The sequence below is a fragment of the Pseudonocardia ammonioxydans genome (genome assembly GCF_900115005.1).
Classification (GTDB): domain Bacteria; phylum Actinomycetota; class Actinomycetes; order Mycobacteriales; family Pseudonocardiaceae; genus Pseudonocardia; species Pseudonocardia ammonioxydans.
Map to the genome: position 1 here is coordinate 115,780 of NZ_FOUY01000018.1, position 25,867 is coordinate 141,646.

35 protein-coding genes are annotated in these 25,867 nt (G+C 73.0%); 19 read left to right on the top strand and 16 right to left on the bottom strand.

Annotated elements, in window-relative coordinates:
• Window positions 1-7: 7 nt before the first annotated feature.
• From BM093_RS18280 to BM093_RS18290, 3 genes are all read right to left on the bottom strand, one after another.
• Window positions 8-1,246, bottom strand: coding sequence for an MFS transporter (locus BM093_RS18280; protein ID WP_245773615.1), 1,239 nt, complete (start codon window positions 1,244-1,246; stop codon window positions 8-10).
• Window positions 1,247-1,271: 25 nt separating this feature from the next.
• Complete coding sequence (locus BM093_RS18285; RefSeq protein ID WP_093345216.1) at window positions 1,272-1,796, bottom strand: MarR family winged helix-turn-helix transcriptional regulator; 525 nt, start codon at window positions 1,794-1,796, stop codon at window positions 1,272-1,274.
• 418 nt (window positions 1,797-2,214) lie between these two features.
• Window positions 2,215-2,640 carry an AMP-binding enzyme gene (locus tag BM093_RS18290; RefSeq protein ID WP_093345219.1) on the bottom strand — a complete coding sequence of 142 codons (426 nt, stop codon included), beginning with the start codon at window positions 2,638-2,640 and terminating at the stop codon, window positions 2,215-2,217.
• 102 nt (window positions 2,641-2,742) lie between these two features.
• Between BM093_RS18290 and BM093_RS18295 the strand changes: the two genes are divergently transcribed.
• Window positions 2,743-3,402, top strand: a complete 660-nt coding sequence (locus BM093_RS18295) for a class I SAM-dependent methyltransferase (RefSeq protein WP_093345222.1) — start codon at window positions 2,743-2,745, stop codon at window positions 3,400-3,402.
• Window positions 3,403-3,848: 446 nt separating this feature from the next.
• Here the strand turns inward: BM093_RS18295 and BM093_RS18300 are convergent, their stop codons facing one another.
• The 3 genes from BM093_RS18300 to BM093_RS18310 are packed head-to-tail and all read right to left on the bottom strand — an operon-like array spanning window position 3,849 to window position 5,961.
• Entirely contained in the window at window positions 3,849-4,727 is an 879-nt protein-coding gene (locus tag BM093_RS18300) for an EamA family transporter (RefSeq protein ID WP_093345226.1), read from the bottom strand.
• Entirely contained in the window at window positions 4,720-5,364 is a 645-nt protein-coding gene (locus tag BM093_RS18305) for a MarR family winged helix-turn-helix transcriptional regulator (protein WP_143105424.1), read from the bottom strand. Before BM093_RS18305 ends, BM093_RS18300 begins: the two co-directional genes overlap by 8 nt.
• A gap of 54 nt (window positions 5,365-5,418) precedes the next feature.
• Window positions 5,419-5,961: a DUF488 domain-containing protein gene (locus tag BM093_RS18310; RefSeq protein ID WP_218162817.1), complete on the bottom strand. Its 543-nt coding sequence runs from the start codon at window positions 5,959-5,961 to the stop codon at window positions 5,419-5,421.
• A 102-nt stretch (window positions 5,962-6,063) separates the two neighbouring features.
• Here BM093_RS18310 and BM093_RS18315 point away from each other — a divergent pair, with 102 nt between their 5' ends.
• The 4 genes from BM093_RS18315 (at window position 6,064) to BM093_RS18330 (ending at window position 9,278) form a co-directional block, all read left to right on the top strand.
• Window positions 6,064-6,276: a DUF4175 domain-containing protein gene (locus BM093_RS18315; protein WP_143105425.1), complete on the top strand. Its 213-nt coding sequence runs from the start codon at window positions 6,064-6,066 to the stop codon at window positions 6,274-6,276.
• A gap of 52 nt (window positions 6,277-6,328) precedes the next feature.
• Entirely contained in the window at window positions 6,329-7,957 is a 1,629-nt protein-coding gene (locus BM093_RS18320) for an ATP-binding cassette domain-containing protein (RefSeq protein WP_093345238.1), read from the top strand.
• Entirely contained in the window at window positions 7,954-8,541 is a 588-nt protein-coding gene (locus BM093_RS18325; RefSeq protein WP_177238555.1) for a TetR/AcrR family transcriptional regulator, read from the top strand. The genes BM093_RS18320 and BM093_RS18325 overlap by 4 nt, the downstream gene beginning before the upstream one ends.
• Window positions 8,542-8,699: 158 nt before the next feature.
• The gene (locus BM093_RS18330; protein WP_093345241.1) at window positions 8,700-9,278 is read left to right on the top strand and encodes a dihydrofolate reductase family protein; all 579 of its coding nucleotides are present in this window, start codon (window positions 8,700-8,702) and stop codon (window positions 9,276-9,278) included.
• A gap of 18 nt (window positions 9,279-9,296) precedes the next feature.
• On the opposite strand, the gene BM093_RS18335 is transcribed toward BM093_RS18330, so the two are convergent.
• Entirely contained in the window at window positions 9,297-9,527 is a 231-nt protein-coding gene (locus tag BM093_RS18335; protein ID WP_093345245.1) for a DUF1059 domain-containing protein, read from the bottom strand.
• Between the two features lie 125 nt (window positions 9,528-9,652).
• On the opposite strand from BM093_RS18335, the gene BM093_RS18340 reads away from it, so the two are divergent.
• A complete protein-coding gene (locus BM093_RS18340; protein ID WP_093345250.1) occupies window positions 9,653-10,261 on the top strand; it encodes a TetR/AcrR family transcriptional regulator in 609 nt (202 codons plus the stop codon).
• Window positions 10,262-10,299: 38 nt separating this feature from the next.
• On the opposite strand, the gene BM093_RS18345 is transcribed toward BM093_RS18340, so the two are convergent.
• The 3 genes from BM093_RS18345 to BM093_RS18355 all read right to left on the bottom strand — a co-directional run bounded on the left by BM093_RS18345 (window position 10,300) and on the right by BM093_RS18355 (window position 12,159).
• Window positions 10,300-10,668, bottom strand: a complete 369-nt coding sequence (locus BM093_RS18345; protein WP_245773608.1) for a hypothetical protein — start codon at window positions 10,666-10,668, stop codon at window positions 10,300-10,302.
• 152 nt (window positions 10,669-10,820) lie between these two features.
• Window positions 10,821-11,474: a DUF6226 family protein gene (locus tag BM093_RS18350; protein ID WP_093345255.1), complete on the bottom strand. Its 654-nt coding sequence runs from the start codon at window positions 11,472-11,474 to the stop codon at window positions 10,821-10,823.
• Between the two features lie 106 nt (window positions 11,475-11,580).
• Window positions 11,581-12,159 (bottom strand): TetR/AcrR family transcriptional regulator, encoded by a 579-nt coding sequence (locus tag BM093_RS18355; protein ID WP_093345261.1) that lies wholly within the window; start codon window positions 12,157-12,159, stop codon window positions 11,581-11,583.
• Window positions 12,160-12,236: 77 nt separating this feature from the next.
• On the opposite strand from BM093_RS18355, the gene BM093_RS18360 reads away from it, so the two are divergent.
• A complete protein-coding gene (locus tag BM093_RS18360; RefSeq protein WP_342743018.1) occupies window positions 12,237-12,695 on the top strand; it encodes an anthrone oxygenase family protein in 459 nt (152 codons plus the stop codon).
• Window positions 12,696-12,725: 30 nt separating this feature from the next.
• Here the strand turns inward: BM093_RS18360 and BM093_RS18365 are convergent, their stop codons facing one another.
• Together BM093_RS18365 and BM093_RS18370 are read right to left on the bottom strand one after the other, a co-directional pair.
• A complete protein-coding gene (locus BM093_RS18365) occupies window positions 12,726-14,132 on the bottom strand; it encodes an NAD(P)/FAD-dependent oxidoreductase (protein WP_093345266.1) in 1,407 nt (468 codons plus the stop codon).
• A 351-nt stretch (window positions 14,133-14,483) separates the two neighbouring features.
• Window positions 14,484-14,918, bottom strand: coding sequence for an ArsI/CadI family heavy metal resistance metalloenzyme (locus BM093_RS18370; RefSeq protein ID WP_093345271.1), 435 nt, complete (start codon window positions 14,916-14,918; stop codon window positions 14,484-14,486).
• A gap of 79 nt (window positions 14,919-14,997) precedes the next feature.
• Here BM093_RS18370 and BM093_RS18375 point away from each other — a divergent pair, with 79 nt between their 5' ends.
• The 5 genes from BM093_RS18375 (at window position 14,998) to BM093_RS36040 (ending at window position 18,727) form a co-directional block, all read left to right on the top strand.
• Window positions 14,998-15,384, top strand: a complete 387-nt coding sequence (locus BM093_RS18375) for an ArsR/SmtB family transcription factor (protein WP_093345275.1) — start codon at window positions 14,998-15,000, stop codon at window positions 15,382-15,384.
• A complete protein-coding gene (gene arsB / locus BM093_RS18380; protein WP_093345280.1) occupies window positions 15,381-16,454 on the top strand; it encodes an ACR3 family arsenite efflux transporter in 1,074 nt (357 codons plus the stop codon). Before BM093_RS18375 ends, arsB begins: the two co-directional genes overlap by 4 nt.
• A gap of 199 nt (window positions 16,455-16,653) precedes the next feature.
• Window positions 16,654-17,226 carry a GNAT family N-acetyltransferase gene (locus BM093_RS18385; RefSeq protein ID WP_245773609.1) on the top strand — a complete coding sequence of 191 codons (573 nt, stop codon included), beginning with the start codon at window positions 16,654-16,656 and terminating at the stop codon, window positions 17,224-17,226.
• Between the two features lie 22 nt (window positions 17,227-17,248).
• The gene (locus BM093_RS18390; RefSeq protein WP_218162818.1) at window positions 17,249-17,386 is read left to right on the top strand and encodes an NUDIX hydrolase; all 138 of its coding nucleotides are present in this window, start codon (window positions 17,249-17,251) and stop codon (window positions 17,384-17,386) included.
• 267 nt (window positions 17,387-17,653) lie between these two features.
• Entirely contained in the window at window positions 17,654-18,727 is a 1,074-nt protein-coding gene (locus BM093_RS36040; RefSeq protein WP_177238556.1) for a coiled-coil domain-containing protein, read from the top strand.
• 83 nt (window positions 18,728-18,810) lie between these two features.
• On the opposite strand, the gene BM093_RS36665 is transcribed toward BM093_RS36040, so the two are convergent.
• Both BM093_RS36665 and BM093_RS36670 read right to left on the bottom strand, forming a co-directional pair.
• Complete coding sequence (locus BM093_RS36665) at window positions 18,811-19,170, bottom strand: hypothetical protein (protein ID WP_218162819.1); 360 nt, start codon at window positions 19,168-19,170, stop codon at window positions 18,811-18,813.
• Window positions 19,171-19,614 carry a class I SAM-dependent methyltransferase gene (locus tag BM093_RS36670; RefSeq protein ID WP_218162820.1) on the bottom strand — a complete coding sequence of 148 codons (444 nt, stop codon included), beginning with the start codon at window positions 19,612-19,614 and terminating at the stop codon, window positions 19,171-19,173.
• A gap of 118 nt (window positions 19,615-19,732) precedes the next feature.
• Between BM093_RS36670 and BM093_RS18405 the strand changes: the two genes are divergently transcribed.
• Complete coding sequence (locus tag BM093_RS18405) at window positions 19,733-20,449, top strand: G1 family glutamic endopeptidase (protein WP_093345290.1); 717 nt, start codon at window positions 19,733-19,735, stop codon at window positions 20,447-20,449.
• A gap of 109 nt (window positions 20,450-20,558) precedes the next feature.
• Window positions 20,559-20,972 (top strand): nuclear transport factor 2 family protein, encoded by a 414-nt coding sequence (locus tag BM093_RS18410; RefSeq protein WP_093345297.1) that lies wholly within the window; start codon window positions 20,559-20,561, stop codon window positions 20,970-20,972.
• On the opposite strand, the gene BM093_RS18415 is transcribed toward BM093_RS18410, so the two are convergent.
• Window positions 20,945-21,931, bottom strand: a complete 987-nt coding sequence (locus BM093_RS18415) for an AraC family transcriptional regulator (RefSeq protein ID WP_093345302.1) — start codon at window positions 21,929-21,931, stop codon at window positions 20,945-20,947. The genes BM093_RS18410 and BM093_RS18415 overlap by 28 nt on opposite strands.
• Window positions 21,932-22,116: 185 nt before the next feature.
• On the opposite strand from BM093_RS18415, the gene BM093_RS18420 reads away from it, so the two are divergent.
• The 5 genes from BM093_RS18420 to BM093_RS18435 all read left to right on the top strand — a co-directional run bounded on the left by BM093_RS18420 (window position 22,117) and on the right by BM093_RS18435 (window position 25,160).
• Window positions 22,117-22,521: a nuclear transport factor 2 family protein gene (locus BM093_RS18420; protein ID WP_093345309.1), complete on the top strand. Its 405-nt coding sequence runs from the start codon at window positions 22,117-22,119 to the stop codon at window positions 22,519-22,521.
• A gap of 590 nt (window positions 22,522-23,111) precedes the next feature.
• Entirely contained in the window at window positions 23,112-23,606 is a 495-nt protein-coding gene (locus BM093_RS18425; protein WP_093345315.1) for a flagellar biosynthesis protein FlhF, read from the top strand.
• 282 nt (window positions 23,607-23,888) lie between these two features.
• Complete coding sequence (locus BM093_RS37405) at window positions 23,889-24,176, top strand: GAF domain-containing protein (protein WP_245773610.1); 288 nt, start codon at window positions 23,889-23,891, stop codon at window positions 24,174-24,176.
• On the top strand, window positions 24,155-24,445 hold the full coding sequence (locus BM093_RS37410; RefSeq protein WP_245773611.1) for an ANTAR domain-containing protein: 291 nt from the start codon (window positions 24,155-24,157) through the stop codon (window positions 24,443-24,445). Before BM093_RS37405 ends, BM093_RS37410 begins: the two co-directional genes overlap by 22 nt.
• Window positions 24,446-24,518: 73 nt before the next feature.
• Window positions 24,519-25,160, top strand: a complete 642-nt coding sequence (locus BM093_RS18435; protein ID WP_093345320.1) for an ANTAR domain-containing protein — start codon at window positions 24,519-24,521, stop codon at window positions 25,158-25,160.
• A gap of 168 nt (window positions 25,161-25,328) precedes the next feature.
• Here the strand turns inward: BM093_RS18435 and BM093_RS18440 are convergent.
• Window positions 25,329-25,867: transposase (locus tag BM093_RS18440; protein WP_177238557.1), on the bottom strand; the 539-nt coding region annotated here is incomplete at its 5' end.

Consider the following 25,867-nt stretch of genomic DNA (forward strand, 5'->3'; position numbering starts at 1 on the left):
GCGGTGGTCAGGATCGGTGGGAACGGCGCGACGGGGTGGCCGGCCCGGTTCGCCTCGGGGCGGTCCCCGGCGTCACGTAGTGCCGCAACGGTCGGTCGATCGCGGCGATCAGGACGGTGACCGCGGTCGCGGCGAGACCACCGGTCACCAGCGCGACGGGTGCCGAGGTCAGCGACGCCACCACGCCGCCGCGGACGTTCCCGAGCTCGGGGGCGGCGACGCCGATGACGTGCTCGACCGAGGAGACCCGTCCGCGGTACTCGTCGGGGGTCTCGAGCTGGACGAGGGCGCCGCGGGTGAACACCGAGATCGAGTCGGCCGCCCCGGCGAGCACGAGGCAGCCGAGTGCGACCCAGACCGGCCCGGCCAGCCCGAAGCCGGCGAGGGCGAGCCCCCACACGCCGGCGGCGGCGAGCTGGACCGCGCCGCTGCGGCGTACCCGCGTCACCGCGCCGGAGAACGCCCCCGCGAGGAGCCCTCCGACCGCGATCGAGGACAGGAACAAACCCAGGGTGCGCGGATCCCCGCCGAAGCGCAGCTCGTTGACCAGCGGGAAGAGGGCGACGGGCATCGCGAGGGCGCACGCGGCGAGGTCGACGGCGAAGGAGGCCCGCAGGGTCGGCCTGCGCAGGACGAACCGCCACCCTCCTGGGGAGCGACCGGATGCGCCGTCCGGGCGGGCGGGCGGGACCGGGGGCAGCCGCAGCACGGCCACGAGCGACACCACGATGGTCAGTGCCTGCAGGCCGTAGGCCGCCGGGAAGCCACGGGTGGCGAGCACGGCGCCGGCCACGGCCGGGCCGACGAGCATTGCCGCCTGGAACGAGACGATCGACAACGCGATCCCGGCGGCGACCTGGTCGGCCGGGAGCAGCCGGACCGGCAGGGTCCGGCGGGCGGGTGCCCCGAGTGCCGCCCCGGCCGTCTGGACCGCGACCAGGGCGAGCAGCAGCAGGACGGAGCCATTCCCCAGTGCTGCCTGTGCGACCAGCGCGCCCGCGCCGGCGCCCTGCAGCGCCGTCGAGGCCCGCACGAGCGTGCGCCGATCGACCCGGTCGGCGAGCGACCCGCCGAGGAGTCCGAACAGGATCATCGGGACGGCGGTGGCGATCCCGATCGCACCGGTCCACACCGGACTCCCGGTCAGCTCCCAGGTCTGCTGCAGGACGGCGACGGTGGCGACCTGCTGACCGAACGCCCCCAGCGACGTGCCGATCCACAGCTCACGGAACGAGCGGGTCCGCAGTGGACGTACGTCGAGGGGCCTCGGGTCATCCCGATGCCTCGTCCCCGGGTGGGCCGGGCGGCGCGGCGTCGTCGTCCATCCGATCGGAGATGCGGTCGGAGAGGCTGCGGCGACGCAGGGCGGCCTCCGTCGCCGTCACGGCGGCGCTGAGCGCGAGGGGCAGGACCTCGTCGTCGAGCTCGGCGACCGCCGCCTCGGTGGCCCGCCACTCGGTCTCCAGGAACGGCACCAGCGACCGCCCGTAGGCGGTCAGTGCGACCCGGCGGGTCCGCGCGTCGGTGCCCGGCTGGGAGGAGACCAGGTTCTCCCGGCGCATGCCCGCGAGCGTCTGGCTGACCGCGGAATGGCTCTGGTTCAGCGAGTCGGCGAGCTCGCGGATCGTGAGCGGTCCGGTGTGGGCGAGCCGGATCAGCGGATAGGCGTAGCGCGGCCGGACGCCGTGCAGCCCCCGGTCCCGGTAGACCTTCTCGATCTCGGCATCCATGGCCGCGAGCAACTGCCGCAGCGGCTGTAGTCGGTCGGGGGAGCGGGTCGGGTCCGGGTTTGTCACAGCGCTAATATAACAGCGCTGGGAGATAGCGCCGGATGTCGCGCCGCGACGCTCGTGCGGGCGGTCCCGTGTCGCTGCCCGGGCCCTCAACGGCTCGCGGGATGGGGCGAGTGCGGCGGGACGACGAGACCCTCCCGGGCGACGGCCGGCAGTCCGATCGAGGTCGGCCCGCGGCCGCACCGGGGGCAGACGAGCCGGCGTCCGCGCCGCGCGGGCGGGTCCCCGGTACCGATGCAGCGGCTCAGGGTGGGCGTGACGGGTGCGGGCACGGTGCCCCCTCACTCGGCCGGGCCGGCCGGTCTCGTCCCTGCGCCTGGCCACCGCGTCGGACGGCGCCTCGCTGTGCAACGAAGCGTGGACCGGCGAGGCCGCCGGGTAAAGCCCGCGGGCATCCGGGTGCGGCCGGACCCGGTCGCGGTCACGCCGCGCCGGTGGCCCGCTCACGCAGCGGTGCCTTCAGCACTTTCCCGGTCGCGTTGCGTGGCAGCTCATCGAGCAGCACGACGTCGGTGGGGGCCTTGTAGCGGGCCAGGCGTTCCGCGCAGAACTCGAGCAGGGACACCGGGTCGAGGTCGGTGCCGGCGGCGGGGACGACGAACGCGACCTCGCTCTCGCCCCACCGCGGATGCGGGGCCCCGACGACCGCGGCCTGGGACACCGCCGGATGCTCGTGCAAGGCGTTCTCCACCTCGGCCGGATAGACGTTCTCGCCGCCGGAGATGTACATGTCCTTCCAGCGGTCGACCAGGGTCAGGAACCCGTCGTCGTCGATCGTCGCGGCGTCGCCGGTCCGGAGCCACCCGTCCGCGGTGAGGGCGGCCGCCGTCCTCGTACCGCACCGCATGGTCGATATGCCGTGTTCCGCGACATCGCCGGCAACCGGTGGGATCTGATCACCCCGGCAGTGGATAGAGTCCGCAGCTCCTCGTGAAGCTAAAGGTGGGACATGAGCGCACACCCAGAAGCCGGCACCACCAATTGGGATGCCGAGACTCGCATGTCCTACGACACGGTTGCGGACAGCTACGCCGACCAAGTACGACACGCCCTTGCAGAGCAGCCCTACTTGAGCGGCGCACTGGCGTTGTTCGTGGACAGCGTGCGGCGGAGCGGCGGACCAGTTGCGGACATGGGGTGCGGGCCTGGCCAGATCACGGCCCACCTGAACGAGCTCGGCATAGACTCCTTCGGCGTGGATCTCTCTCCGCAGATGATCGACGTAGCTCGCCGTGACCATCCTGGCCTGCGCTTCGAGGTGGGCTCTATCACCGCCCCAGAGCTGCCCGATGCGTCGGTGGGAGGGCTCATCGCGTGGCAGTCGCTGATCCACATGCCCGATGAGGACGTCCGGGTAGCGCTCGAGCACTTCCGCCGGGTGCTGCGCCCCGGCGGACCGGTGCAGCTCCTGTTCCACGCCGGTAACGACTCCTGGGTGAAGACGCAGGGTTACGGCGGCCACCCGATGAACGTGCCCGTCTACCGCCGCCAACCCCACCTCGTCGCCGGCTGGCTGCGCGAAGCTGGGTTCGAGGTCGAAGCGCACATGGTCCTGAATCCAGACAGCGAGTTCCCGCAGGCGCTCCTGTTCGCCCGTCGAGCGGCATGAGCTCACGCCCGTCCCTGCTAGCAGCTTCAGACGCCGGCAGCGGTCCGCCGTCAGCCGCTCGGCGGCGTCGTCCAGCAGCTGCTGATCGACACTCGGGGCGGGGTCAAGCGCGGTAACCGAAGCTGTCGGAAGCTCAAGAAGCGCCGGAGCTTCGCGGCGAGTCCCTGGCCGCGGCCACCATGGGGTTCGTGAACCCAAGGGTCGAGGTAGCCGGGTCATACGACCCGCAACCTTCGGTTCGAGCCGTCAGACCCTTCAGAACTGCTGGACTCCAGAACTTTCCGGTGTCCGCTCCGCGTGGTGATCGATCCACGAGACGACCTCGCGGTCGTGAGCCGGGGGATGGGTCACAGGGTGCCTCCTCGGCGCCGCCTCGACGACAGCCGCGACGACGGCGTCGGGCTGCAGCTCGGAGGGTAGTACCGGCGGACGGCTGATGAGCCGGGTCAGCTCAGCGCGATCAGCCCGATCGCGGTCGCGGTGGTGACCAACCCGGTCACCTGTGCCCGGCCGGGGCGCTCCCGGAGCAGCGCGATCGCGAGGAGGACGGGGACGGCCGGGTAGAGGGCGGCCAGCACGGTGGCCACCGCCAGGAGCTGCTCGCGGGTGGCGGCGAGGTAGAGCACGATCGCCACCGAGCCCAGCGCCCCGACCAGCGCGGCAGGAAGGACCAGCCGCCGCGGGATCCGCAGCTCGGCGCCGGCGGCGCGGGCCATCGGCCAGATGGTCACGGCCGCGGCGGCCCGGGCGAGCAGGATCGGCCAGAGCCCGGCCGCCGGGTCGATCCGGGAGATGGCCAGGAACTGCACGGCGAAGCCGATCCCGGCGAGCAGCCCGAAGCGGGTCCCGGCCGCGGTCCGCCCGGTGTCCGCGCCGCCGCCGGTCGACGGACGGCGCGAGACCAGCCACAACGCGGGAACGGCGAGGGCGATGCCGGTCCAGGCGGGCAGGCCGGGCCGGTCACCCAGCAGGACCACCCCGACCAGCACCGGCAGCGCGACCGCGGCGACGTCGCTGAGCGGTACGACGACGCTCATCCGCCCGGAGGCCAGGCCGCGGTAGAGGTAGGCCACGCCGATCCCCGTCCCGACCCCGGACAGCGCACCCCAGCCCAGCGCGACCACGCCGGCGTGTGCGGCGGCCGCCGGCGACGGTCCCGCGCCGGTGACGGCCCCGGCCACCGCGACGACGGCGACCAGCACGGTTCCGCCGAGCTGGCCGACCGCCGCGACCCCGTAGCTGTCGGCGCGGCGGGCGAGCAGGCCGGACAGGAAGTGCACCAGCCCGAAGCAGAGCGCGGCCGCGAGTGCGAGGACCTCAGCCATCGGAGCACGCCTCGCTCTTCGGTTCGGCACTGTCCAGTTCGGCACTGTCCAATTCGGAGCTGCCCGGTTCGGCTGAGCGGCCCGGTTCGTCGGGCCGGCCGCGCGCGGCCCAGCCGACCGGGCAGCGGGCCCCGGCCTCGGTGCAGCCGTGCCGGTCGCAGAGCCGGCACACCAGATCGCCGTCGCCGATCCGGTCGTGGACGCCGGGCAACAGCCGGTCCAGCAGCCGGCCCAGGACCTGGCGCTCGTCGGGGGCGAGGGGCTCGAGCAAGGGCGCGAGCCGGTCCGCCCGCTCGGCGAGCACCCGGCGGGCCGCCCGGGCACCGTCCGGGGTGAGGTGCACGGTGGTCCGGTTCCCGGACTCGCGGCGGCGCCGGGCGAGCCCGCGTGCCTCCAACGCGTCGACCATGCGCGCGGCCGCCGGCTGGCTCAGCCCGACGTGCCGGCCCAGCGCGCTCACACCCAGCTCTCCGGCTCCCGGCTCGTCCCCGTCCGGCCCGCCGGCCTGCAGTAGGACCGCCAGCGCCGCGGCGCCACTGGTACTCGTTCCCGCGGCGGGCCCCGCGCCGTCGGTCATCAGGTCGGTGACCGCCAGCGCCAGCGCCCCGAGCGTGTTGACGAGGTGCCGTTCATGCATGAGTCATGCATGCCCACTGAAGCGGCCGTCACACCTGCCGGCGGGGGATCGGCGTCACCGGTCGGTGCGCGGATAGGTCACCTGTGCGTGCGCGTCGACGTGCGGTGTCGCGCCCCAGCGGCCGAGCTCGTGGACGCGGGGCTCGTCGTCGCCGATGAGGTGGCGGACCGTCCAGCCCCGCGCCGTCAGCGTGGTGCTGATCAGCTGCCGGTGACAGCGCCACGGCAGCGGTTCGGCGCACATGATCACCACCCGGTGCTCCGACGCGAGCCGTTCCAGGCGCTCGATCCCGGCCCGGTAGGTGGGGCCGAGGGTGTGGTCGGCGTAGTTGTGGAAGCTCGCGTTCGTCCAGCCGGCGTTCACCTCGGCGGGCACGTCCTGCCGGGCGCGCCGCCCGCCGAGCTCGGACAGGTGCAGGTACCGGATGCCGGCGGGTGCGAGCCACTCCGGCAGCGCGTCGCTGCCGAATTGCGGGCTCCGCCGCGAGCCCGGGTGTGCCCGCACGTCGGCCAGCACCTCGATGCCCGCGGCGTGCAGCCGCTGCAGGAACGTGTCCTGTGCGCACGTCCAGTGCCCGATCGTCCAGATCCCGCCCACGGCGACCACCCTCCCTCGACGGTCCGGGTACCCGCCCCGACCCCGAGGCATCTCCGGGGCGACCCCGAGGCGACGGCCCCGGCGGCGGGGCATCGTGGTGCCATGAGGATCGCATTGTTGGTGTTGGCGGGAATCGGCGCGATCGTGGTGCTCACCGGTGTGGTGCTGCCGGTGCTGGGCTGGCTGATCGGGTCACTGGCCTGGGTGGCCGCGGGCGCCCTGCTGATCGGCGGTGGAATCTGGGCCTACCGGCGGCTGTCCGGTTCGCAGACGCCGTCGCTGGGGTCCGGACCGAACGGCCGTCAGCTGCCCTGACGCCCGTGAAATCCGGTCGCACCGGACTATCGCAGCTGCGATAGTCCGGAGTATGGGCCATGTGGAGCTGCAGGACGTCGACCACGTCCTGCCCGACGGACGGGTGCTGCTCAGCGAGGTGTCCTTCCGCGCGGGGGAGGGCACGAAGACCGCGCTGATCGGGGCCAACGGAACCGGGAAGTCCACGCTGCTCGACCTGGTCGCCGGCGGGACCGAGCCGTGGTCGGGGACCGTGCGGCGCTCCGGCGGGCTCGGCGTCATGCCGCAGTTCCTCGGCGGGCGCACGGTGCGCGAGCTCGTGCTGGAGCTCTCGCCCGAGCGGCTGCGCGCGGCGGGCCGCCGGCTCGACGCGGCCGAGGACGCCCTGATCGAGTCGGACGGTGTGGCCGAGCAGCTGCGCTACGCCGAGGCGCTGACCGAGTACGGCGACGCCGGCGGCTACGAGGCGGAGGCGTCGTGGGACCGCTGCTGCCGGGCGGTCGTGGCGGTGCCCTACGAGCAGGTGCGCTTCCGCGACACCGACCGGCTCTCCGGCGGGCAGCAGAAGCGGCTCGCGCTGGAACTGCTGTTCGGCGGGCCGGACGAGGTGCTGCTGCTCGACGAGCCGGACAACTTCCTCGACGTCCCCGGCAAGGAGTGGCTCGAACAGCGGATCCGGGACTCCGACAAGACCGTCCTGTTCGTCTCGCACGACCGGGAGCTGTTGCACCGCAGCGCGAACCGGGTCGTCACGATCGAGCTGCACCCGGCCGGGAACACCGTCTGGACCCACGGGGGCGGCTTCGCGACCTATGACGACGCGCGGGCCGACCGGCTGGAGCGGCTCGAGGAACGACGCCGCCGGTGGGACGAGAGCCGGGTGCGCCTGGTCCGGCTGGTCCACGAGCTGAAGCAGAAGGCGTCGTACAACGACGGCATGGCCGGTCGCTACCAGGCGGCCCGGACCCGGCTCGCGCGGTTCGACGCCGCGGGCCCACCGGAGGAGGTGCCGCGCCGGCCCCGGCTGCAGATGCGGCTCGGCGGCGGCCGGACCGGGCGACGGGTGCTGACCTGCACGCAGCTCGCGCTGGACGGGCTCACCGAGCCGTTCGACACCGAGGTGTTCTACGGCGAGCGGGTCGCCGTGCTCGGCGCGAACGGCACCGGCAAGTCGCACTTCCTGCGGCTGCTCGCGACCCTCGATCCGGACGGCGCCGACGGCGTGGAGCCGGTCGCGCACCACGGGACGGCCCGGCTCGGCGCGCGGGTGGTGCCGGGGTGGTTCGTGCAGACCCATCGCCATCCCGAGCTCACCGGCCGCGGCCTGGCCGAGCTGCTCGTGGCGGGCGGGCCGCGCCGCCGGGGGATCGGGCCGGAGCAGGCGATGCGGGCGCTGGCCCGTTACGACCTGGCCGGAGCCGCGCACCGGGGGTTCGAGACGCTCTCCGGTGGCCAGCAGGCGCGTCTGCAGGTGCTGCTGCTGGAGCTGCGCGGCGCGACCCTGCTGCTGCTCGACGAGCCCACCGACAACCTCGACCCGTACTCGGCCGACGTGCTGCAGGAGGCGGTCGAGGCGTTCGACGGCACGATCCTCACCGTCACCCACGACCGCTGGCTGGCCCGGTCGTTCGACCGCTTCCTGGTCTTCCACGGCGACGGCCGGGTGTCCGAGTCGGACCGTCCGGTGTGGAGCGAGCGGTGAGCAGGGTGCCGGCCGGGGACGCCCGTCCTCGGATCCTGGAGGCGGTGTTCGCCCTGGTCCGCCGCGACGGGGTGGCCGCGGTGTCGCAGCGCCGGGTGGGTGCCGAGTCCGGCATCAACGTCGGCTCGGTGCGGCATCACTTCCCGACCCGGGAGTCGATGATGATCGCCGCCGCGGACGAGGTCGGGCGCCGCATGGAGCGCAGGCTCGCCGGCTGCCCGCAGCCGGTGCCCGGCGACCGGGACGCGGCGGTCGCGGCGCTGGAGGCGGTGTGCCGCGCGTTGATCCCGATCGGCGACCGGGGCCGCGACGAGCTCGTCGTGCTGCAGGAGTTCCTGGTCGCGGCACGGCTGAGCGAGACCTACCGGCCCCTCGCCGGCCGGATGGGGGCCGACCTGCGCAGCGTGCTGCGGGCCGCGCTGACCCCGCTGGTGGCCGACGACGCGGCCCTCGACGTGGAGGTGGAGCTGCTGGTGGCGGTGATCGCCGGACTCTCGGCCGAGCTCGTCCAGCCGCACGGGATGGCGCCGGGCACCGATCCCGCGGAGGTCGTCGGTGTCCACCTGCGACGGCTCGCGGGGTGAGCGGGGCCGCGACACCCACCGACATGCGGCTCAGCGCGAATTGTCGATCATTCGGCGACGCTGGTCTGCATCTCGGCGGGTGTCCGGGCTCCGGCGATGAGTGTCGCCGTCGTCGCCGGTCGGTCTCCCTGTAGCCCACCCACCGCAAGGAGACCACCATGAGCGTCACCTACACCGTCGACGTCTTCTCCAGCCTCGACGGCTTCGGCACGGCGGGCGGCGACTGGACCGGCTACTGGGGCAAGCAGGGCCCCGAGCTGCTCGAGCACCGCCTCCGGATCTACCGCCAGGAGCAACGGATGGTCTTCGGGGCCAACACCTATCGCGCGTTCACGCAGATGCTCGCCTCGAGCACCGAGGAGTCCGAGGTCCATGACCCCTGGGTCGCCCGGATGATCAGCCTGCCGGCGACCGTGGTGTCGAGAACGCTGCACGAACCCCTCGACCGGCCGAACGCGACCCTGGCGCGGGGGGACGCCGTCGACGTCGTCGCCCGGCTCAAGGAGGAGTCCACGGTGCCGTTGCGCTCGCACGGCAGCCTGTCGGTGAACCGGGCGCTGATGGCCGCCGGCCTGGTCGACCGGGTCCAGGTGACGATCTTCCCGGCGATCACCGGCCGGACCGGGCAGGATCCGATCTTCCGGGGTGGCGACGACTTCGACCTCGAGCTGCTCGAGAGCCGCACGCTCGACGGCCGCACCCAGGAGCTCGTCTACCGGCCCACCCTGCACGGGTGAGGCCGGTCGGCCGGTGCGTCAGGGGAGGGCGGCGAACGCCTTCTTGGTGTCGCGGTACCAGCCCATCGCCTTGATCGGGTGCCGCCACCGGCCCTTCATCTCCTCGTGTGCCGGGAGGTGGTCGGAGCCGCCGCCTCGGACGGTCTCACGCAGGTGGCGATCCTGCGCCTTGATGATCTCGTCGGCGGTCGTCCCGCTCAGCGTCGCGTCACAGGGGCCGCCCAGCTGCCGGCAGGTCATGGTCTTCATCGGGTCCTCCCGATCGGATGGATGACGGAGAAACGGCGATCGGCACAGACCGTGCCGTTAGGAGAAATCATGCACGCCGCGGCGGGGCGCGTCAACGGCACGGCCCGTGCCGGTACGCTGCCTGCATGGCGGACCCTCCCGCGACACCGCGTCGCCGAGGTCAGGAGCGCACCCGCGAACTGCTGGAGGTGACGCTCGCGCTGGCGACCGAGGTCGGGTACCGGGGCCTGACCATCGAAGCGGTCGCGCGACGCGCCGGCGTCGGGAAGCACACGATCTACCGGCGCTGGTCGTCGATCGCGGATCTTCTCCTCGACGCCCTGAGCCGCGTGTGGGTCAGCGATCTCGACTACCACGCCACCGGCGAGGTCCGGGCGGACCTGCGTGAACAGTTCCGCAGGTCCAGTCGTGCCCTCTCGACGCCACCCATCGGCCCCATCTACCGGGCCGTCATCGCCGAGGCGCAGTCCGACCCGGCACTACGGGCGGCGCTGCACGAGCGGTTCCTGGCGGTCGTGGAGAAGCGGACGCTGGAGCGCATCGTCCTGGCCCAGCACAGCGGTGAGCTCGTCGACGGCGTGGACCTGCGGGTCGCGGCGGAGGTGCTGGCCGGGACGCTGTACTACCGGTGGCTCCTGACGCCGTACCCCGTCGACGAGCACGTGATCGACGGGATCATCGACATGTTCATGGACGCCTACGGCGCCGCTCCCCGGCCCGCACTCGACGCGTAGGGCCGGGGCGAGAGCGGTGCAGCCCGCGTCGCGCCACCTCACGGTGCGGCGAGGCTGCGCGCAGCGGCGTCGGCGCTGTCCTCGGGGCTGGTATTGAACGCGATCGCCGCCTGCGGCGCGTGCCGGCGCACCAGGTTGACCACGAGCTCGAACAGCTCGAGCGCCTCCGGCGGTGTGCGGATGCCGCCGCCGACGACGACGCAGTCCCACGGGCGCGCGGCCAGAGCCGCCGTCACCTCGTCCTCGATCCGGTCGTCCACCCCGACGAGGCAGGTCTCGGCGCTCAGCCCGAACTCGGCGAACCGGGCACGTCCGCGGTCGAGTGCAGCGGCTACCGCGTCGGGATCGGGTACGGGCGCCCGGTACGGGTCGAACCCGATCACCAGAACGGTCGGTGCGGTCATCATCGAGTCCCTCCGTCGGGCCCGGCAGGTGCGTCGTCGCCGGCCACCGCGATCCCGTTCGGCCTCGACGTGACGATGATGTTCCGCCGGGGGAGACGGCGCATGCGGATCTCTCGCGGTCCGTCGGCGATCGTCGGGCGGGGCACAACGCCCCGTCAGGGGCTCCCGCGGCGGGTGGGCCACGCCGCCCACCCGGGGTGGGAATTCCCCAGAACTGCGGTCGCCGCCCGGAGCCGATCGGCAGGCAGGGTGTCGGCGACGGACTCACCCGAGGAGGTTCGCCCGCCGTCGGCCCCGAGCGAGTGCCCCACCCAGGTGCGCCCGTTGCGACGCGTCACCCACTCCCGGAATCGCCCCGCAACGACGGCCCCGACCAGCCACTCGAGATCGTCGGCCTGTTCCTGCCACGTGTCGTCGCACGCATCGCACCCGCAGGCAGGGTAGGTCGCGTCGAGCAGCACCCCGGCGTGCACGACGACGCCGGGAAACGCCGTGTGCGCGATGGTCATCGGCGCCGCCCGGGCATCGCGAGGCCGGAGCTCGGTCGCCCGGGCGATCTCCGGTCCGCCCGGTGTGTCGCCGGGCACTGTGGCTCCGCTGCTCACCTCGACGTCGTACGAGGTCACGAGGTGGGTGACGAGCGCGTCCGCCACCGTGTGCAGCGGCCGGAAGCGCTCAGGATGGGTCGTGACCGAGTACGCGTCCTCGGGCGGGCCCGGTGCGCCCCACCGGTCGCCGTAGGTGATGACGGCGCCCGTCGCGTCCCGGAAGACGCCGTCCTCGACGGCGGGTCGTTGGTAGGCGTGCACATGCCGAGGGTGCCCGTGGGCTGCGCTTCCGTCGACCGACTTGATCAGGCACGTCCGTCCCGTGTGGTCGGTCCGAGCACCGTGCCGGTCGCTCGGACGGGACGCATCAGACGAGGGCGAGCCGGTCCACCAGCAGATCCACCCGTCGCTCGGCTTCTTCGGGTGGCAGCCGTCCCGCCCGGGTCAGGGTGACCAGCCCGTGCAGGGCAGCCCAGAACACCTCGGCGAACAGTGCCGGGTGGACGTCGTCCCCCGCGGCATCGCCGAGGCCCTCCAGCAGGGCGGCGAAGGCGTCCTTCAACGGCGCCGGGGTGTCCTCGCTCGCGAACGCCAGGCCCCCGTCGAGTTGGAACATCGCGTCGTAGACCGGCGGGTTGCGCTCGGCGAAGTCGAGGTAGGAGCGGGCGAGGGCGGCGACCCGGGCGCGAGGGCCGTCCGCGGCGGCGGTCGCGGCCCGCAGCGCCGCAGCCATCTCGGCGGCGCCCTCCAGGGCGACGGCACCGATGATCTCGCGTTTGCCGCGGAAGTGGCTGTAGAGGACGGGCTGGCTGTACTCGATGCGCTCGGCGAGCCGGCGGGTGGTGACCGCGTCCCAGCCCTGCTCCGCGGCGAGTTCGCGGGCCGTCGCCACGATGAGGCGCTCGCGCTCCGCCCGTTCCCGCTGCTTGCGTTCCTGCACCGACATGGGCTCGATCCTAGCGCCGCTAGACAAGTGGTCAGCGCCAGTTCTAGTGTTGACTCATTCGCTAGCAACGCTAGATCGTGGAGGTCGCCGTGCTCGTCGCGCTCGAGGTGTTCACCGTCGTGGTCGTCGGCCTGATGGTGGGTGTGGAGTTCTCCGTCGCCTTCGTCATCAACCCGATCGTCACCGGCCTTCCCCGTGACAGCGCCGTGCGCGCTCGCGCCCACGGCGGCCGGATGCTCGGCGCCGTGATGCCGTTCTGGTACATCGGCTCGCTCATCCTGATCGTGGTCGGGGCCGTCGTCGGATGGCATCGCCCCGGCGCAGGGCTCCTCGTCGTCGCGGCCGCGCTGCTGCTCGTGAGCGTCCTCATGTCGGTCCTGCTACTCGTCCCGATCAACAACCGGGGCAGGACGTGGACCGCCGAGAACCTGCCCGAGGACTGGAAGGAGCAGATGAACCGCTGGGACCGCTACCACTACGTCCGCGTCGCCGTCATCATCGCCGCGTTCACCGTGCTGGTCACTGCTCTCGTGTGACCCGCGGCCGACCGGCGTGCCCCGCCGGCGTCATGCCACCAGCTCCAGCAACTCCTCTCGTGTCGGGCCCGGCAGCTGCAGGCGCGGTTCGCTCCGGGCGATCGTCCGGACCCGGTCGAACAGACCGGGGCGGTCGAGGACCGTCTCCGGCAGATCGAGCACGGCGATGGTGTCGAGGAAGCCACGGAACAGGTCGGGGTCGTAGGCCATGGCCACCGCCAGGTCCCGCCAGCGCGATGCCGTCTCATCACCGGGCGGCGGGACGGGCCGGCCGTCGATGAGTGCGTCGATCTCGGCCTGCCGGTCCCGGTCGACGCTCAGGGTCGCCCGGTACCAGGGCACCAGTTCCGCCTCGGTCGTCGCGTCGAACATCTCGACCAGACGGCCGGGAGCGCCGGACGCGGCGCGCACGGCGTCACGCAGGCGGACGGCGTGCCGGAGGCCGAGCGTCATGCCGCGACCCGACGACGGGTTCGTGCAGGCCCAGGCGTCGCCGACGGCGACGATGCCGGTAGCGACCGGGAGACCGTCGACGACGAAGCGTCGGTAGCGGTCGACGGTGCCGCTGTTCGCGAGGACGTCGGTGATCGGTTCGCCCTCGAGCAGGTGCGCATGCAGCGGGCAGGACGAGACCAGGTTCGTCCACACGTCCGTGCGGCGGACCTCGCGCATCGCCGTGTCCCGCGAGGACATGTGGACGGTGACCGACCACGTCTGGTTGTCGGCCGGCAGGTAGAGCAACGAGATGGTCCCGAGCGGGCTGACGAGCCCGGCCCGCGCCGGGGGAGGGCCGCCCGGTTCGTGGAAGTAACGGCTGTAGTAGAAGAAGCCGGAACTCTCGGCCTCCTCGATCACGGGGCGGGCGCCGATCGCGTCGAGCCGGCCGGGCAACACCGAGCGGCGCCCGGTGGCGTCCACGACCAGGTCCGCGGTGATCCGTTCGCCGGTGGCAGTCCGGACTCCCGCGACGTGCGGGACGCCCGCGATGTCGGACGGGCCGGTGAGCAGCTCCGCGACGGCCACCCCACGTCGGACGTCGGCGACCTTCTCCGCCACACCGGCCACCGCCTGCTCGAGCACCGGCCGGCGGGCCGTGAGGGTCGTGAACCGTTCGTCACCGGGCTGCGGGCCGCTGCCGGCGATCGGCGGTGGCAAGGGTCCGAGCATGTTGTAGGTGAGGGCACCTTCTGCGGCGAGGGCGTTCTTGACCTGCGGCAGGTGCGAGTCGAGGACCGCGCGGCCGCCGGGGTGCAGCCAGTGCGGGCCCCGGAACTGGGCGACACCGTGCCTCGACCAGCCCCGCCACGCCTCCGGGCCGGACGGCGGTAGGCCGGCCCGGTCACGCTCCAGCACGACGACGTCGTGTCCGTCCTCGGCAAGGAGTGTCGCCGAAGCCGATCCACAGATCCCTGCGCCCATGACGACGATGTCGGCCATCGCACCTCCCGCGACTCCACGGCGAGCGCCCGATGCTCGGGCATCGCGCCACCGGTGACGGTGTGTCTGGGCGCGACAGCGCTCGCGCTCGACGACGCGGTCGGCGCAGGCAGGACGGAATCGAGGTCCACTCACCTCGGGGCGGTGCGCCTCGAGTCGGTGCGGGCGGCGCGGGCCTGCGCCTGCTGCTCGCTACGCCGGGCGTGGAGAGTGTCCACCCCTGCTCGGCGGGGGCTCATCGCCTCAACTGGGGAAAGTGGCGCCGCACAACCTGCCACCGGGGTGCCCGGCCCAGCCCGGGCGGCAGCTGCCGTGATCTCGATGTATCGAGATGGCCGCAGTGATGGCTGGCTATCCACACTCGCAGGCGGCGTCGATCACCGGCGTAGTGCTGGGGGAGTGGATCGAGGTGGCCTCGGGGGCGTCGGCCTTGACGGTGTAGACCTCCCAGGGTTCGGCGCCGGGGCCGTGGACCCACACCTTGTCCTGCAGGGCATAGCAGCAGGTCGTGTCGTCCTCGGTCCGGGTGAACAGGCCGAGCGCGGAGAGGCGTTCGGTGGCCTGGTCGACCTCCTCGGTGGTCTCGACCTCCACCCCGAGGTGGTCCATGACGGTGGGCCGGTCGGCCTCGCCTTCGAGCAGGACGAGCTTGAGCGGGGGCTCGGTGACGGCGAAGTTCGCGTAGCCGGGTCGCCGCTTGGCCGGTTCGACCCCGAACAGGGACCGGTAGAAGACGATCGAGCCTTCGAGGTCGGCGACGCGGAGCGCGAGCTGGACTCGTGACATGACCACTCCTTGTTTAGATGGCGGTCGATACAGAGATTGCGCCGCTACTTAGTACTTAGATGGCTGTCAAGCTAGACGCATGTCGAAGCAGGATCGGGTGGTCGTGGACCTGAGCGAGGCGGTCGCGTGCTGTTCACCCCTGGTGGCCGAGCCGCTGTCGGCCGAGCACTCGGTCGAACTGGCCCGGGTGTTCAAGGCGATGGGGGATCCGGTGCGGCTGCGCCTGTTGTCGCTGATCGCCTCGCACGCCGGTGGGGAGGCGTGTGTCTGCGACCTGACCGACGTGTTCGACCTGACCGGCGCGACCATCTCCCACCATCTCAAGGTCCTCCGCGAGGCGGGATTGATCTCGGGCGAGCGGCGGGGCACCTGGGTCTACTACCGCGTCCGCCCGGACCTGCTCGCTCGCTTGTCGGCCGTCCTGGTCCCCGGCTCCGCCATCCGGGACGCGGCGGTCGCGCGGTGAGTCCCGGCCCCGACGCGAGCGCCGAAGCGCCGGTCGTCGCGCGGCTGTCCACCTTGGACCGGCTGCTGCCGGTATGGATCCTTACCGCGATGGCGATCGGTCTGCTCGCCGGGCGTCTGATCCCCGGGCTGGGGTCGGCGCTCGACGCCGTGTCGGTGTCCGGGGTGTCCCTGCCGATCGCCCTGGGCCTGCTGGTGATGATGTACCCGGTGCTGGCCAAGGTCCGCTACGACCGCCTGGACACCGTCACCGGTGACCGCAGGCTGATGGTCGCCTCCCTGGTGCTGAACTGGGTGATCGGCCCCGCGCTGATGTTCGCGCTCGCCTGGCTGCTGCTTCCCGACCTGCCCGAGTACCGCACCGGCCTGATCGTCGTCGGGCTTGCCCGCTGTATCGCGATGGTCATCATCTGGAACGACCTGGCCTGCGGGGACCGGGAGGCCGCCGCCGTCCTCGTCGCGCTGAACTCGGTGTTCCAAGTGATCACGTTCGCCGTCCTGGGCTGGTTCTATCTCGACCTGCTCCCCGGGTGGCTGGGCCTGCCGACCACGGACCTGGACGTGTCTGCCTGGCAGATCGCCGGGTCGGTCCTGGTGTTCCTCGGCATCCCGCTCGTGGCCGGCTACCTGTCCCGGCGGCTGGGGGAGCGCACCCACGGACGGGACTGGTACGAGTCGCGGTTCCTGCCCCGGGTCGGGCCGTTCGCCCTGTACGGGCTGCTGTTCACCATCGTGATCCTGTTCGCGCTCCAGGGCCGGGCGATCACCTCCCAGCCGCTCGACGTCGCCCGGATCGCGCTCCCGCTACTGATCTACTTCGCGCTGATGTGGGCCGGGTCCTACGCCCTCGGCCGAGCCATCGGGCTCGGGTACGCCCGTACGACGACGCTGGCGTTCACCGCGGCGGGCAACAACTTCGAGCTCGCCATCGCCGTGGCCATCGCCACCTTCGGGGTCACCTCCGGGCAGGCCCTGGCCCGGGTGGTCGGCCCACTGATCGAGGTCCCCGTCCTGGTCGCCCTGGTCTACGTCTCCCTCGCCGCCCGCCGCCGCTGGACGGCCCTCACATGATCATCAGGCTCCACAGCGGCTGGTGTTCCGGCCATGGGATTCGACAGTGCCACGATCGTCCCGCGGCCGTGCGCCCCCACGTGCCGGGTCGCTGCTGTGGCGGTCACGGACCGGGTGCGCAGGTAGGCCGTGAGCGGGTCGAGGTATTTCGCAGCGGACATCTCCACCAGCGGTTTCCCTTGTCCGCCGGCCTCGCGACGTGACCGGCCCCGGCGCATCCGCCGTTCCGGACGGACCGATCACCTTCCGCGCGCTCGGCCCGGATGACCTGCCGATGCTGGGCAGCTGGCTGGCCGAGCCGCACGTGCACCGCTGGTGGCACCACGACACCTCGCCGGAGGCCGTCGAGCGGGACTTCGGTCCGGCCATGCGCGGCGAGGAGCCCGCCGAGGACCTCGTGGCCGAGGTCGGCGGGACACCGGTCGGGCTGCTGCAACGGTGCCGCTGGTACGACTACCCGGAGTACGTCGCCGAGCTCGCCCCGATCTACGAGGTCCCGCCCGGTGCGGTGACGATCGACTACCTGGTCGGGCGGCCGGAGCACACCGGGCGTGGGCTCGGTCCGCGGATCCTGGCCGCGGCCGTCGACGCCGTCTGGAAGCGTTACCGGGACGCGCCCGCGATCGTCGTTCCGGTGGTCGCGACGAACCGGGCGTCCTGGCGGGCGTTGGAGCGGGTCGGCTTCCGCCGGGTGGCCTTCGGCGACCTTCCTCCGGACAACCCGGCCGATCCGCCGCTGTCCTACGTACACCGACTCGACCGGCCGGGCTGAGAGGGCCTCCGCCGTGCGCGCTGTGACCAGCGCCGGACTGCTCCTGTGCCGGGCCGACCGGGAGGTCCTCCTCAGCGTCATGGGTGGCCCGTTCGGGGCCCGGAACGACGTCCACGCCTGGTCGGTCCCGAAGGGCGAACACGGGCCCCTCGACGGCTGATCGACCGAAGCTGCGCCAGGCACCGGCCCCAGCGGTCCGGTGAGGGGGTGTGGCCTGCCCGCCCGGTTGACCCAGCTGGCTGCAGCCTTCGGCCGCGCAGCCGCGTCACTGTCGTTGAGACAGGACGGCAGCGGTTCTCGGTCGACCTCCGTGCGTCCTGGCATCGACGCACCAACGAAACGACGGTTCTGTTGGCTAGTTGTTCAGTTACGACAACCAGTTACCAGTTACTACGTTGAATACTACTCAACTGATACAGTTCTGATCATGTCCGACACCGCCGTACGCTGCGGATACAGCCGTTGCCGCGCCGAGCTCCCGCCGCCGGGCCCGCAGGGCGGGCGTCCGCGCTCCTTCTGCCGGGACACCCGGTGGGAGGGCGGGCGCACGTGTGCGCAGATGGCACGCACCGAACGTGAGGCGCTCGGCGCGCTCGGGCTCGATGCCGGTGGGGGAGGGTTCGCGCTCGACGCCGACCGGCTGCGGGAGCACGTGGCCGCGGTCGCCGCTCCGGTGAGCGAACTCGCCACCGCCCTGGAGGCGGTCCAGCGCCGCCTCGACGAGGTCGAACACGAGGCCGTCACCGCGACCGAGCAGGCCCGCTCCCGGGCCGCGGAGGCCGACCGGGCCCGTCAGGAGGCCGACGCCGCCCGGGACGAGGCCGTCCGCCGGGCCCGCGAGGCCGAGGCCGCCGCCGCGGACGCCCGCCGCGAGCGGGCCGAGGCGGTCACCCGCGCCGAGGAGTCCGCGGTCGCGGCCCTGGAGGCGACGGAGGCGCTGGGCGCGGCCCGGCAGCAGGCCGGCGACGCCGTCACCGCCCGCGACCAGGCCGTCGACGACGCCCGCGCGGCCCGCGCCGACGCCGAGCAGGCCCGTCGCGACCGCGAGCAGGCCGTCCTCGCCGCCCGGGCTGCCGAACACGACCGCGACACCGCCCAGCGGCAGGCCACCGCGCACGAACGCGACCGCGACGATGCCCGCACCGAACTCGACCGGCTGCGCACCGGTCACGACGAGCTGCGCTCCGAGCACGCCGGCCTGACCGAGACCGCGACGGCGCTGCGCCGCGAGGTCGAGAACCAGCGGGCCGACGCCGAGCAGGCCCGCACCGGGGCGGCGACGGTGCGTGAGGAGCTGGCCGAGGCCCGCGCGACCGCGGCCGCGACCCGGAGTGAGCTCGACCGGATCCGCGCCGACCTCGAGAGCGTCCGTCAGGAACGCGACGCCCACGCGGTCGAGCTGCAGCAGCTCCGTGCCGCCGGCGATGCCGGCGACACGGCGAGGCAGCGGCTGCACCCGGAGGACGTTGCGGCGCTGGTCTCCGCGCTGCGGCAGCAGTGACGCCGAGGCGGAGAGCGGAGGCTCGACGTGATCACGGGGTCACGGACGTCGGTGCCGGGCGGCGGAGCTCGCGCCGAGACGCCTCAGTGTGCCCGGTCCGGGGTGTGTGCCACGGCGCAGCGGGCGAGGGCGCCGAGGGTGAACGAACCGGTCGGTTCGCCGACGCGGCGCCAGAGTTCCTGGCGGAGCTGCTCGGACTGCTCCCGGGACAGGGTCGCGAGATGGGCACCGGCGGGACCGACTCCGGCGAGGAACCCGTGCCAGAGCTCGTCGAAGGTGTCGTAGGTCGAGCTCACCTGCACGGTGCTCTCCTCGACACGTATCAGGCCCGCGTCGTCGAAGAGGGTGGCGATCTCACCGGCGCGCCCGAAACGCAACGTGCGGGCCTCGTCCGGGGCGTCGGGGTCGACGGTCGCTGCGGCGTCCCAGTAGGCGCGCAGCATCTACATCCCGTTCGCGAAGTCCCACACACATGCCGCGACCGTGCCACCCGGCCGGACGACGCGGGCCATCTCCTGTGCGGCGCGGTGCGCGTCGCTGACGAAGTGTAGGACGAGCTGGGCCAGTGCCAGGTCGGCCACGTCGTCGGCGAACGGCAGCTCCTCGGCCCGCCCCTCCCGGACGGCGACCCCCGGAAGCCGGGCCGAGCACTCCTGGACGAAGGACGGCGAGGGGTCGCACGCCAGCACCGCGTCCGCGCCGAGGCGTTCGACCAGGACCGTCGTGAGGGCGCCGGGGCCACAGCCCACGTCCACCGCCTGCCGGCCGGTCGTCACCCCGGCCGCGTCGGCGAACAGTGCTGCGAGCGGTACGGAGTAGCGCCCCATGAAGCTGTCGTAGGTCGTGCCGGCTACCGCGAACGTCCGGGTGCCTTCGGTCTCGGCCATGGCACGAGGGTGTACCTGCCTCGCCCGCATCGACAGGTCTGAAGTGCCTTCCCGGTGTCGGCGAACGACGTAGCATCACGCGTCCGACCCGGAGCCGATACGCCCGACGGAGGTGCTCATGCGCGTGTCCCGCGCCGTCACCGGATCGGCGCGGAGGGGAGTCGTGCTCCTCGCCGCGGCCGTGCTGCTCCTGGTGCCGGCCCCCGCCCACGCTGCGGGGACGCCGACCCAGGACCCGCCCCCGCAGCCGTTCACCGTCGACGGCGGGAACTGGTCCGGGTATGTCATGACGGGCACCGGCTTCCGGTCGGTGTCGGCTCGGTGGACCCAGCCGGTCGTCACCTGTACGGCGGGCAGCACGGCGTTCGCGCCCTGGGTCGGGCTCGACGGCTACGGCAGCGGCACCGTCCAGCAGACGGGTGTAGCGACCGACTGCTCGGGCGGCACGCCGGTCTCCCGCGCGTGGTACGAGGTCGCACCGGAACCGGCGGTCTACTACGAGCCCCCCGTACAGGGCGGTGACGAGATCGCGGCCGAGGTGGTCCGCAGTGGTGACTCCTACACGATGACGATCCGGAACCTCACCCAGGGCTGGAGCCGCAGCGCGGTCCGGACCCACCCCGGGGCGAACGTCTCGGCGGAGGTTGCGCTGGAGGCCCAGCAGGGCGGGTTCCCGGAGTTCGGCTCGGTGCGGTTCACCGGGGCGACGGTCGACGGGAAGCCGATGAGCACCCCGTCGGCGACCGCGATCGACGCGACCGACGCGAAGGGCTTCCTCACCTCGACGGGCGGCCTGTCCGGGGGAGCGTTCACGATCCGGCACCTGCGCGAGTAGCCGGCGTCGGTACCGGGAGGACCCGGGGGCGCAGCGTGCCTCGGCTTCGAGGGTCCGCGCTGAGCGAACACCGCCGTGCGCAGCCGCTCCCGGCTCTACGGTCACCTCCATGCCCGACGCCGATTCCCTCCGCGCCGCCGAGCGGCGCCTCCAGGCTGCACAGCTGGCCTCGGACCTCGACGCGATCGACATGCTGGTCGACGACGCCGCGCTCCTCACCGGCCCGGACGGCGCCCTCGCCACCAAGGCCGACGACCTCGCCGTCCACCGCAGTGGGCACCAGAAGGTCGCTCGGAGCGAGGAGCTGGACCTACGCGTGCTGGTGCACGGGTCCAGCGGGGTCACCTGGTTCCACGGGGTGCTCGAGGGCAGCCTCGGCGGTGAGCCCTTCGGGGCGCGACTGCGCTACACCCGGGCGTGGGCCCACGACGCCGCGGTGGGCTGGCGAGTCCTCGCTGCGCACGCTGCGATCGTGGGACCGGTCGGCGAGCCGGGTCACGAAGAGGATGGGGCACCGCGATGACCCCGCCGCCAGGCACCGGGGGACTCGCCCACTTCGCGCCGGAAGGCGCGGCTGAACGCCGCCTCGGACCGGTAGCCGACGGCTGAGGCCGCTCGGCTGACGCTGACGGCGTCCCCGGTCAGCATCCGTGCCGCGAGCTGCAGTCGCCAGCGTCCGAGGTACTGCATCGGCGGCACACCGGCGTACGCGGCGAAGCGCTCGGCGAACGACGAGCGGGACATCGCGACCTCGCGGGCGAGACGGTCGAGCGTCCACGGTTCGGCGGGGCGCCCGTGCAGGAGCCGGAGCGCCGCTCCCACCTGGGGATCGCGCAGTCCCGCGATCCAGTTGCGCGCCTCCGGAGGCATCCGGTCGAGGTGGCCGCGCAGGGCGTCGACGAACATCAGCTCGGCGAGCTTGGCGAGCATCGCCTCCCGGCCCGCGCCACCGTGCCCGCTCGCCTCCACGGCCGCGTCGAGCAGGTGGACGACCCAGCGCCAGCTCGCCGCCGACACCGGGGCGCGGACGATGCGCGGCAGCGCGTCGAGCAGCGGGTTGAAGGGCCGGGCGTCGCAACCGAGGAAGCCACAGACGAAGCGGCACCGGGCCGCACCGGCATCCCGGCCGGCCGTGAGCGCGAACGGCAGCAGACGGTCGACGGGCCGGTAGTACTGCGCCGCGTCCGGCGCTGCGCGCAGTCCGGGGGCGGAGGCCATGATGTTCGCCGCCCCCGACGCGAAGATCACCATGTCGCCGGCCTGCAGCCGGACCGCCGGGTCGGGCCCTTCGACGGTCTCGGCCCAGCAGGTGCCGTCGGTGACGACGTGGAAGCCGATCACGCGGTCCGCGGTGCCCATCACACGCTCGCCGATCGTGTCGGCACCGGGGCTCTCGGTCGCGAACGGGGAGCGGGCGTCGACGTCGAAGAACACCGCACCGGTCAGGTGGATGGCGAGCAGGACATCGGACAACACGTCCATCGAGCACCTCCGGGATCCCCGGCACCGTCTGCCGGGAGCCCCGGCGGCCGCGGACGCTCGGGCAGGACAGGCGGTCGTTCGGGCATTCTCCTCCGGCCGTGCGGACTGTCAGCGTTGTCCCGACGTCGTGATCCCACGTCGTCGTCCACGTCCTCCCGATCGGGAGGCTTCAGCTGGAGGTTCCGATGCTCGACCACGTCAACGCCCGGCCCGGCGACATCGACGGTGCGACAACGACCGACGAGGTCCGGTCCGCCCTCGAGCGGTACCACGACGCGGTGAACCGGCACGACCTCGACGCCGTCGTGGCCGCGTTCACCGACGACGGCCTGATCGACTGCACACCACCGCCGGACGGTGAGCGCTACGAGGGCGCCGCCGGGGTCCGTGCGTTGTTCCGGCAACTGTTCGACTCGGACGAGCGGACCTTCGAGACCGAGGAGCTGATCGTCGCCGGCGACCGCGCCGTGGTGCGCTGGCGCCATCACTGGGTCGACGCCGCCGGGCGCCCGGGCCACGTCCGCGGCGTCGACGTCCTCCGAGTACGCCACGGGCGGATCGCCGAGAAGCTCTCCTACGTCAAGGGCTGAACTCCGAGAGCCCGGCCAGGGCCACGAGATCGCCCGACCGGCAGCGGTCGTGCCGGGGGCCGGGGGCCGTCCCCCGAGACGACCCCCGGCCGGGCAGGCCAGCCGTCCGCTCCCCAGCGACGGTGGCCATGTCGTGGCGCCCTCCCTACGCGATCACGGTGGTGCGTCCGCAGCGGCGGGGCGTGAGGGTCGGCCGCGGGCGGGGATCCGGGACCTGGTCCCGGGGCACCGGTATGCCGTGGGGTGCATGGCCCGGCCTCCCTCGCGCACACCAACAGATGGGTGGGGGTCACCGGGGACTGGAGCGACACCGACGTGAGTGGTCCATCGTAGTGAAGCAGGCCACGCGCGTCGAGCCTGCCGCCCTTCTCGGCCCGGCCGCGTCCGGCGGGATGCCCGCTGTTCGGCGGTCGCCCGGACGGCGGCGGGGAAGGGGCCGGTCGTCGGTTGACCTCCGCGGGGCCGCACGGCAACGGTGGGGTCCCGGTGACACGTCGGGCCTCCAGACCCCGGGACGGGCGTGACATGACCGGGCGCTACCGGCGCCCGCGTGTGCGGGCGCGCCGATTCCAGACACGGGAGAACGACGTATGGCCACCAGGACCCGCTCCGAGCAGCAACCGGACCAGCGAACCGTGGGGCAGCCGACGGTCACCGAGATGCCCCCGGGGACTGCGCCGCCGGCGACGAACGGGGCCGACGAGGCGGACGGCCCCGAGCCGGTCGACCAACTCGATCAGCTCGCCCGACGGACCGGGCAGGGAGCCGTTCGGGCGGTGCAGGCCTGGACCGACCTGTGCACCCGCGCCCCGATCGCGCTGCTGCGTTCGGCGGCCACGACTGCGCGGACGACCACCGGCGGGACCGACGCGCGCCCATCGGTGTCCGATGTGTCGACCGCAGCGGCCTCGGCTCGGGCAGTGTCCGACGCCGGATTCGACGTGATCGCCACGGTGCTGGCCACCCAGCGCAGGATGGTCGACCAGGCCCTGGCCACCCAGCGTGACCTGGTCGGGCGCGTGGTCGAGTCCACGCAGGGACTCGCCGCTGGGGCGGTCCCCGGCGGCGACGAGTACCGCACCTGAGCCGACGCGTCCCGAGGTGATCCGGACACGGCGGCGGCAGGACGCGTCGTCGCCGCTGTCCGGGGACCGTGCTCGGCCGTCGCCGGTGCCCGTTGACCATGGGAGTAGTGCATGCCCCCACAGCACTGGTGGCCGCCGGAGCGGGCCGGTGAGCTGGCCGAGTTGTTCGTCGAGTGTCGCCGACACCCTGGTCGCCGGGTTCGACCTGGTCGAGTTCCTGATCCGGCTCTGCGACCGCTGCGCGGACGTCCTCGACGTCGACGCCGCGGCCGGCTGCAGATCATGGCCGCCACCAGCACCGAGGTCCGGCGCCTCGAGCAACAGCAGCTCGACACCGGGCAGGGCCCGTGCCTGGACTGCCACCGCACCGCCACCCCGGTGCTGGCCCCCGACCTGACCGCGGCCGACGCCCGGTGGCCCCGGTTCGCCCCGGCCGTCCGCCAGGCCGGGTTCGCCGCGGCCTATGCGCTCCCGATGCGCCACCACGACCGGGCCATCGGGGCGCTGAACCTGTTCGCCCGCACCCCGCCGCGCTGGACCCCGACTCGGTGCGCATCGCCCAGGCGTTGACCGACGTGGCCACCATCGGGCTGCTGCACCACCGTGACCACGCCGACCAGGCCAGGTTGATCGATCAGCTGCAGACCGCGGTGACCAGCCGGGTGGTCATCGAACAGGCCACCGGGATGCTCGCCGAACGCTTCGGGCTGACCACCGAACAGGCGTTCCGGCTGCTGCGCGCCCACGCCCGCAACCACAACCGCCGTCTCACCGACCTCGCCCGTGCCGTGGTCACCGGCCGCGAACACCTGCCCCGCCCCGAACCCGACGTCCGCTGACCCCGCAACTGCCGTCCGTCCCGGTGGTTCGTGCTCTATTCTCAGATATCCAGAAAGCGACGAAGGTAGCCAGATGGCGGCTGAGCGGGTGGTGCGGGCCTGCGTCGACGCGCTCGCGGTCGACGGGGCCGCGCTGACCGCGCTCGGTCACCGGGGCGAGTTCGTGCACCTGGCCGTAGCAGGCACGGCCGCGGGCCGGGTCGCGGAGTTGCAGTTGACCACCGGTACCGGTCCCTGCTGGGACACCGTGCGTACCGGGCGGGCCACGCACGGGCCCGACCTGGGGCTGCCGGCCGCGCAGGCGCGGTGGCCCGGGTTCGCCGCCACCGCCGCCGAGGACGGGGTGCGGGCGGTGTTCGCGTTCCCGCTGCCGGCCGGCGCCGCCTGCTGCGGCACGCTGCTGCTGTGCCGGTACCGCCCCGGCAACCTGACCGCCGACCAGATATGTGACGCGCTCGGGTTCGCCGAGGCGGCACTGTGGACCCTGCTCGACCACCGCGCCGGGACCCCCGCCGACCAGCCTCCCGAACCACTCGGTGGTGGGCAGGACCGGATCTTCCAGGCCAGCGGCATGATCGCAGCCCAGCTCGACACCGGGGTCGACGAGGCCCTGACCCGGCTCCGTGCCCACGCCTGGGCTGCCAACCGCTCCTTGACCGAGGCCGCCGCCGACGTCCTGGCCCGCCGCCGGCGCTTCACCGGCGAACCCGGCTGACACCACCGGTTCCGGGTCTCCCAGCACGGCCCGAGCAGCCGGTCCCACCCGGGGCTTGTCCCGGAAACCAGGGCGCGGTATTCCGTTCCTGGCTCCGATCTCGCACGGAGAAGCATGAAACGGCAATACTTCCGCGGAGCAATCGTCAAGACCTGTGGATGAAGATCTTTAGGCGGCTTCCGGTTGGTGGTGGTCGTCGGGTCGTTCGACGAGCTGGCCGTCGGTGAACGTGGCGCCGGTGCGGACGAGTGCCACCAGGTGCGGGCCGTTCACCGCGCGCCAGCGGTCCTGGGCAGCCTCGATCAGCTTGAACGCCATCGCCAGCCCGGCCGCCCGGGAGCCCGGCCCCTTCGTGATCTTCGTGCGGTGCCGGACGGTGGCGAAGGTGGACTCGATCGGGTTGGTGGTGCGCAGGTGCTGCCAGTGCTCGGCCGGGTAGTCGTAGAACTCCAGCAGCTCGTCGAGGTCATCGGTGATCTTGGAGACCGCCTTGGCGAACTTCGCCCCGTAGGTGGCCTCGAAGGCGCGGACGGCGTCGAGGGCGTAACGGCGGTCCTCGGCGTTCCAGATCTCGGCCAGCGCCTTCTTCGCCCCAGGGTGGGCGGAGCGCGGCATGGCGCCGAGCACGCCTGCGATCTTGTGAAACCAACACCTCTGCTCCCGCGTGGCCGGGAAGACCTCGCGCAGCGCGCCCCAGAACCCGAGCG

Coding starts and splice junctions, on each gene's coding strand:
- BM093_RS18305 (WP_143105424.1), bottom strand. CDS start 5,364: ATGCATGAACGGCACCTCGTCAACACGCTCGGGGCGCTGGCGCTGGCG.
- BM093_RS18420 (WP_093345309.1), top strand. CDS start 22,117: ATGCTCGACCACGTCAACGCCCGGCCCGGCGACATCGACGGTGCGACA.
- BM093_RS18330 (WP_093345241.1), top strand. CDS start 8,700: ATGAGCGTCACCTACACCGTCGACGTCTTCTCCAGCCTCGACGGCTTC.
- BM093_RS36670 (WP_218162820.1), bottom strand. CDS start 19,614: ATGGCCGAGACCGAAGGCACCCGGACGTTCGCGGTAGCCGGCACGACC.
- BM093_RS18435 (WP_093345320.1), top strand. CDS start 24,519: ATGGCGGCTGAGCGGGTGGTGCGGGCCTGCGTCGACGCGCTCGCGGTC.
- BM093_RS18405 (WP_093345290.1), top strand. CDS start 19,733: ATGCGCGTGTCCCGCGCCGTCACCGGATCGGCGCGGAGGGGAGTCGTG.
- BM093_RS18345 (WP_245773608.1), bottom strand. CDS start 10,668: ATGATGACCGCACCGACCGTTCTGGTGATCGGGTTCGACCCGTACCGG.
- BM093_RS18295 (WP_093345222.1), top strand. CDS start 2,743: ATGAGCGCACACCCAGAAGCCGGCACCACCAATTGGGATGCCGAGACT.
- BM093_RS18290 (WP_093345219.1), bottom strand. CDS start 2,640: ATGCGGTGCGGTACGAGGACGGCGGCCGCCCTCACCGCGGACGGGTGG.
- BM093_RS18425 (WP_093345315.1), top strand. CDS start 23,112: ATGGCCACCAGGACCCGCTCCGAGCAGCAACCGGACCAGCGAACCGTG.
- BM093_RS18320 (WP_093345238.1), top strand. CDS start 6,329: ATGGGCCATGTGGAGCTGCAGGACGTCGACCACGTCCTGCCCGACGGA.
- BM093_RS18365 (WP_093345266.1), bottom strand. CDS start 14,132: ATGGCCGACATCGTCGTCATGGGCGCAGGGATCTGTGGATCGGCTTCG.
- BM093_RS18415 (WP_093345302.1), bottom strand. CDS start 21,931: ATGGACGTGTTGTCCGATGTCCTGCTCGCCATCCACCTGACCGGTGCG.
- BM093_RS18355 (WP_093345261.1), bottom strand. CDS start 12,159: ATGTCGGTGCAGGAACGCAAGCAGCGGGAACGGGCGGAGCGCGAGCGC.
- BM093_RS18340 (WP_093345250.1), top strand. CDS start 9,653: ATGGCGGACCCTCCCGCGACACCGCGTCGCCGAGGTCAGGAGCGCACC.
- BM093_RS18375 (WP_093345275.1), top strand. CDS start 14,998: ATGTCGAAGCAGGATCGGGTGGTCGTGGACCTGAGCGAGGCGGTCGCG.
- BM093_RS18335 (WP_093345245.1), bottom strand. CDS start 9,527: ATGAAGACCATGACCTGCCGGCAGCTGGGCGGCCCCTGTGACGCGACG.
- BM093_RS36040 (WP_177238556.1), top strand. CDS start 17,654: ATGTCCGACACCGCCGTACGCTGCGGATACAGCCGTTGCCGCGCCGAG.
- BM093_RS37405 (WP_245773610.1), top strand. CDS start 23,889: ATGGCCGCCACCAGCACCGAGGTCCGGCGCCTCGAGCAACAGCAGCTC.
- BM093_RS36665 (WP_218162819.1), bottom strand. CDS start 19,170: ATGCTGCGCGCCTACTGGGACGCCGCAGCGACCGTCGACCCCGACGCC.
- BM093_RS18315 (WP_143105425.1), top strand. CDS start 6,064: ATGAGGATCGCATTGTTGGTGTTGGCGGGAATCGGCGCGATCGTGGTG.
- BM093_RS18300 (WP_093345226.1), bottom strand. CDS start 4,727: ATGGCTGAGGTCCTCGCACTCGCGGCCGCGCTCTGCTTCGGGCTGGTG.
- BM093_RS18410 (WP_093345297.1), top strand. CDS start 20,559: ATGCCCGACGCCGATTCCCTCCGCGCCGCCGAGCGGCGCCTCCAGGCT.
- BM093_RS18370 (WP_093345271.1), bottom strand. CDS start 14,918: ATGTCACGAGTCCAGCTCGCGCTCCGCGTCGCCGACCTCGAAGGCTCG.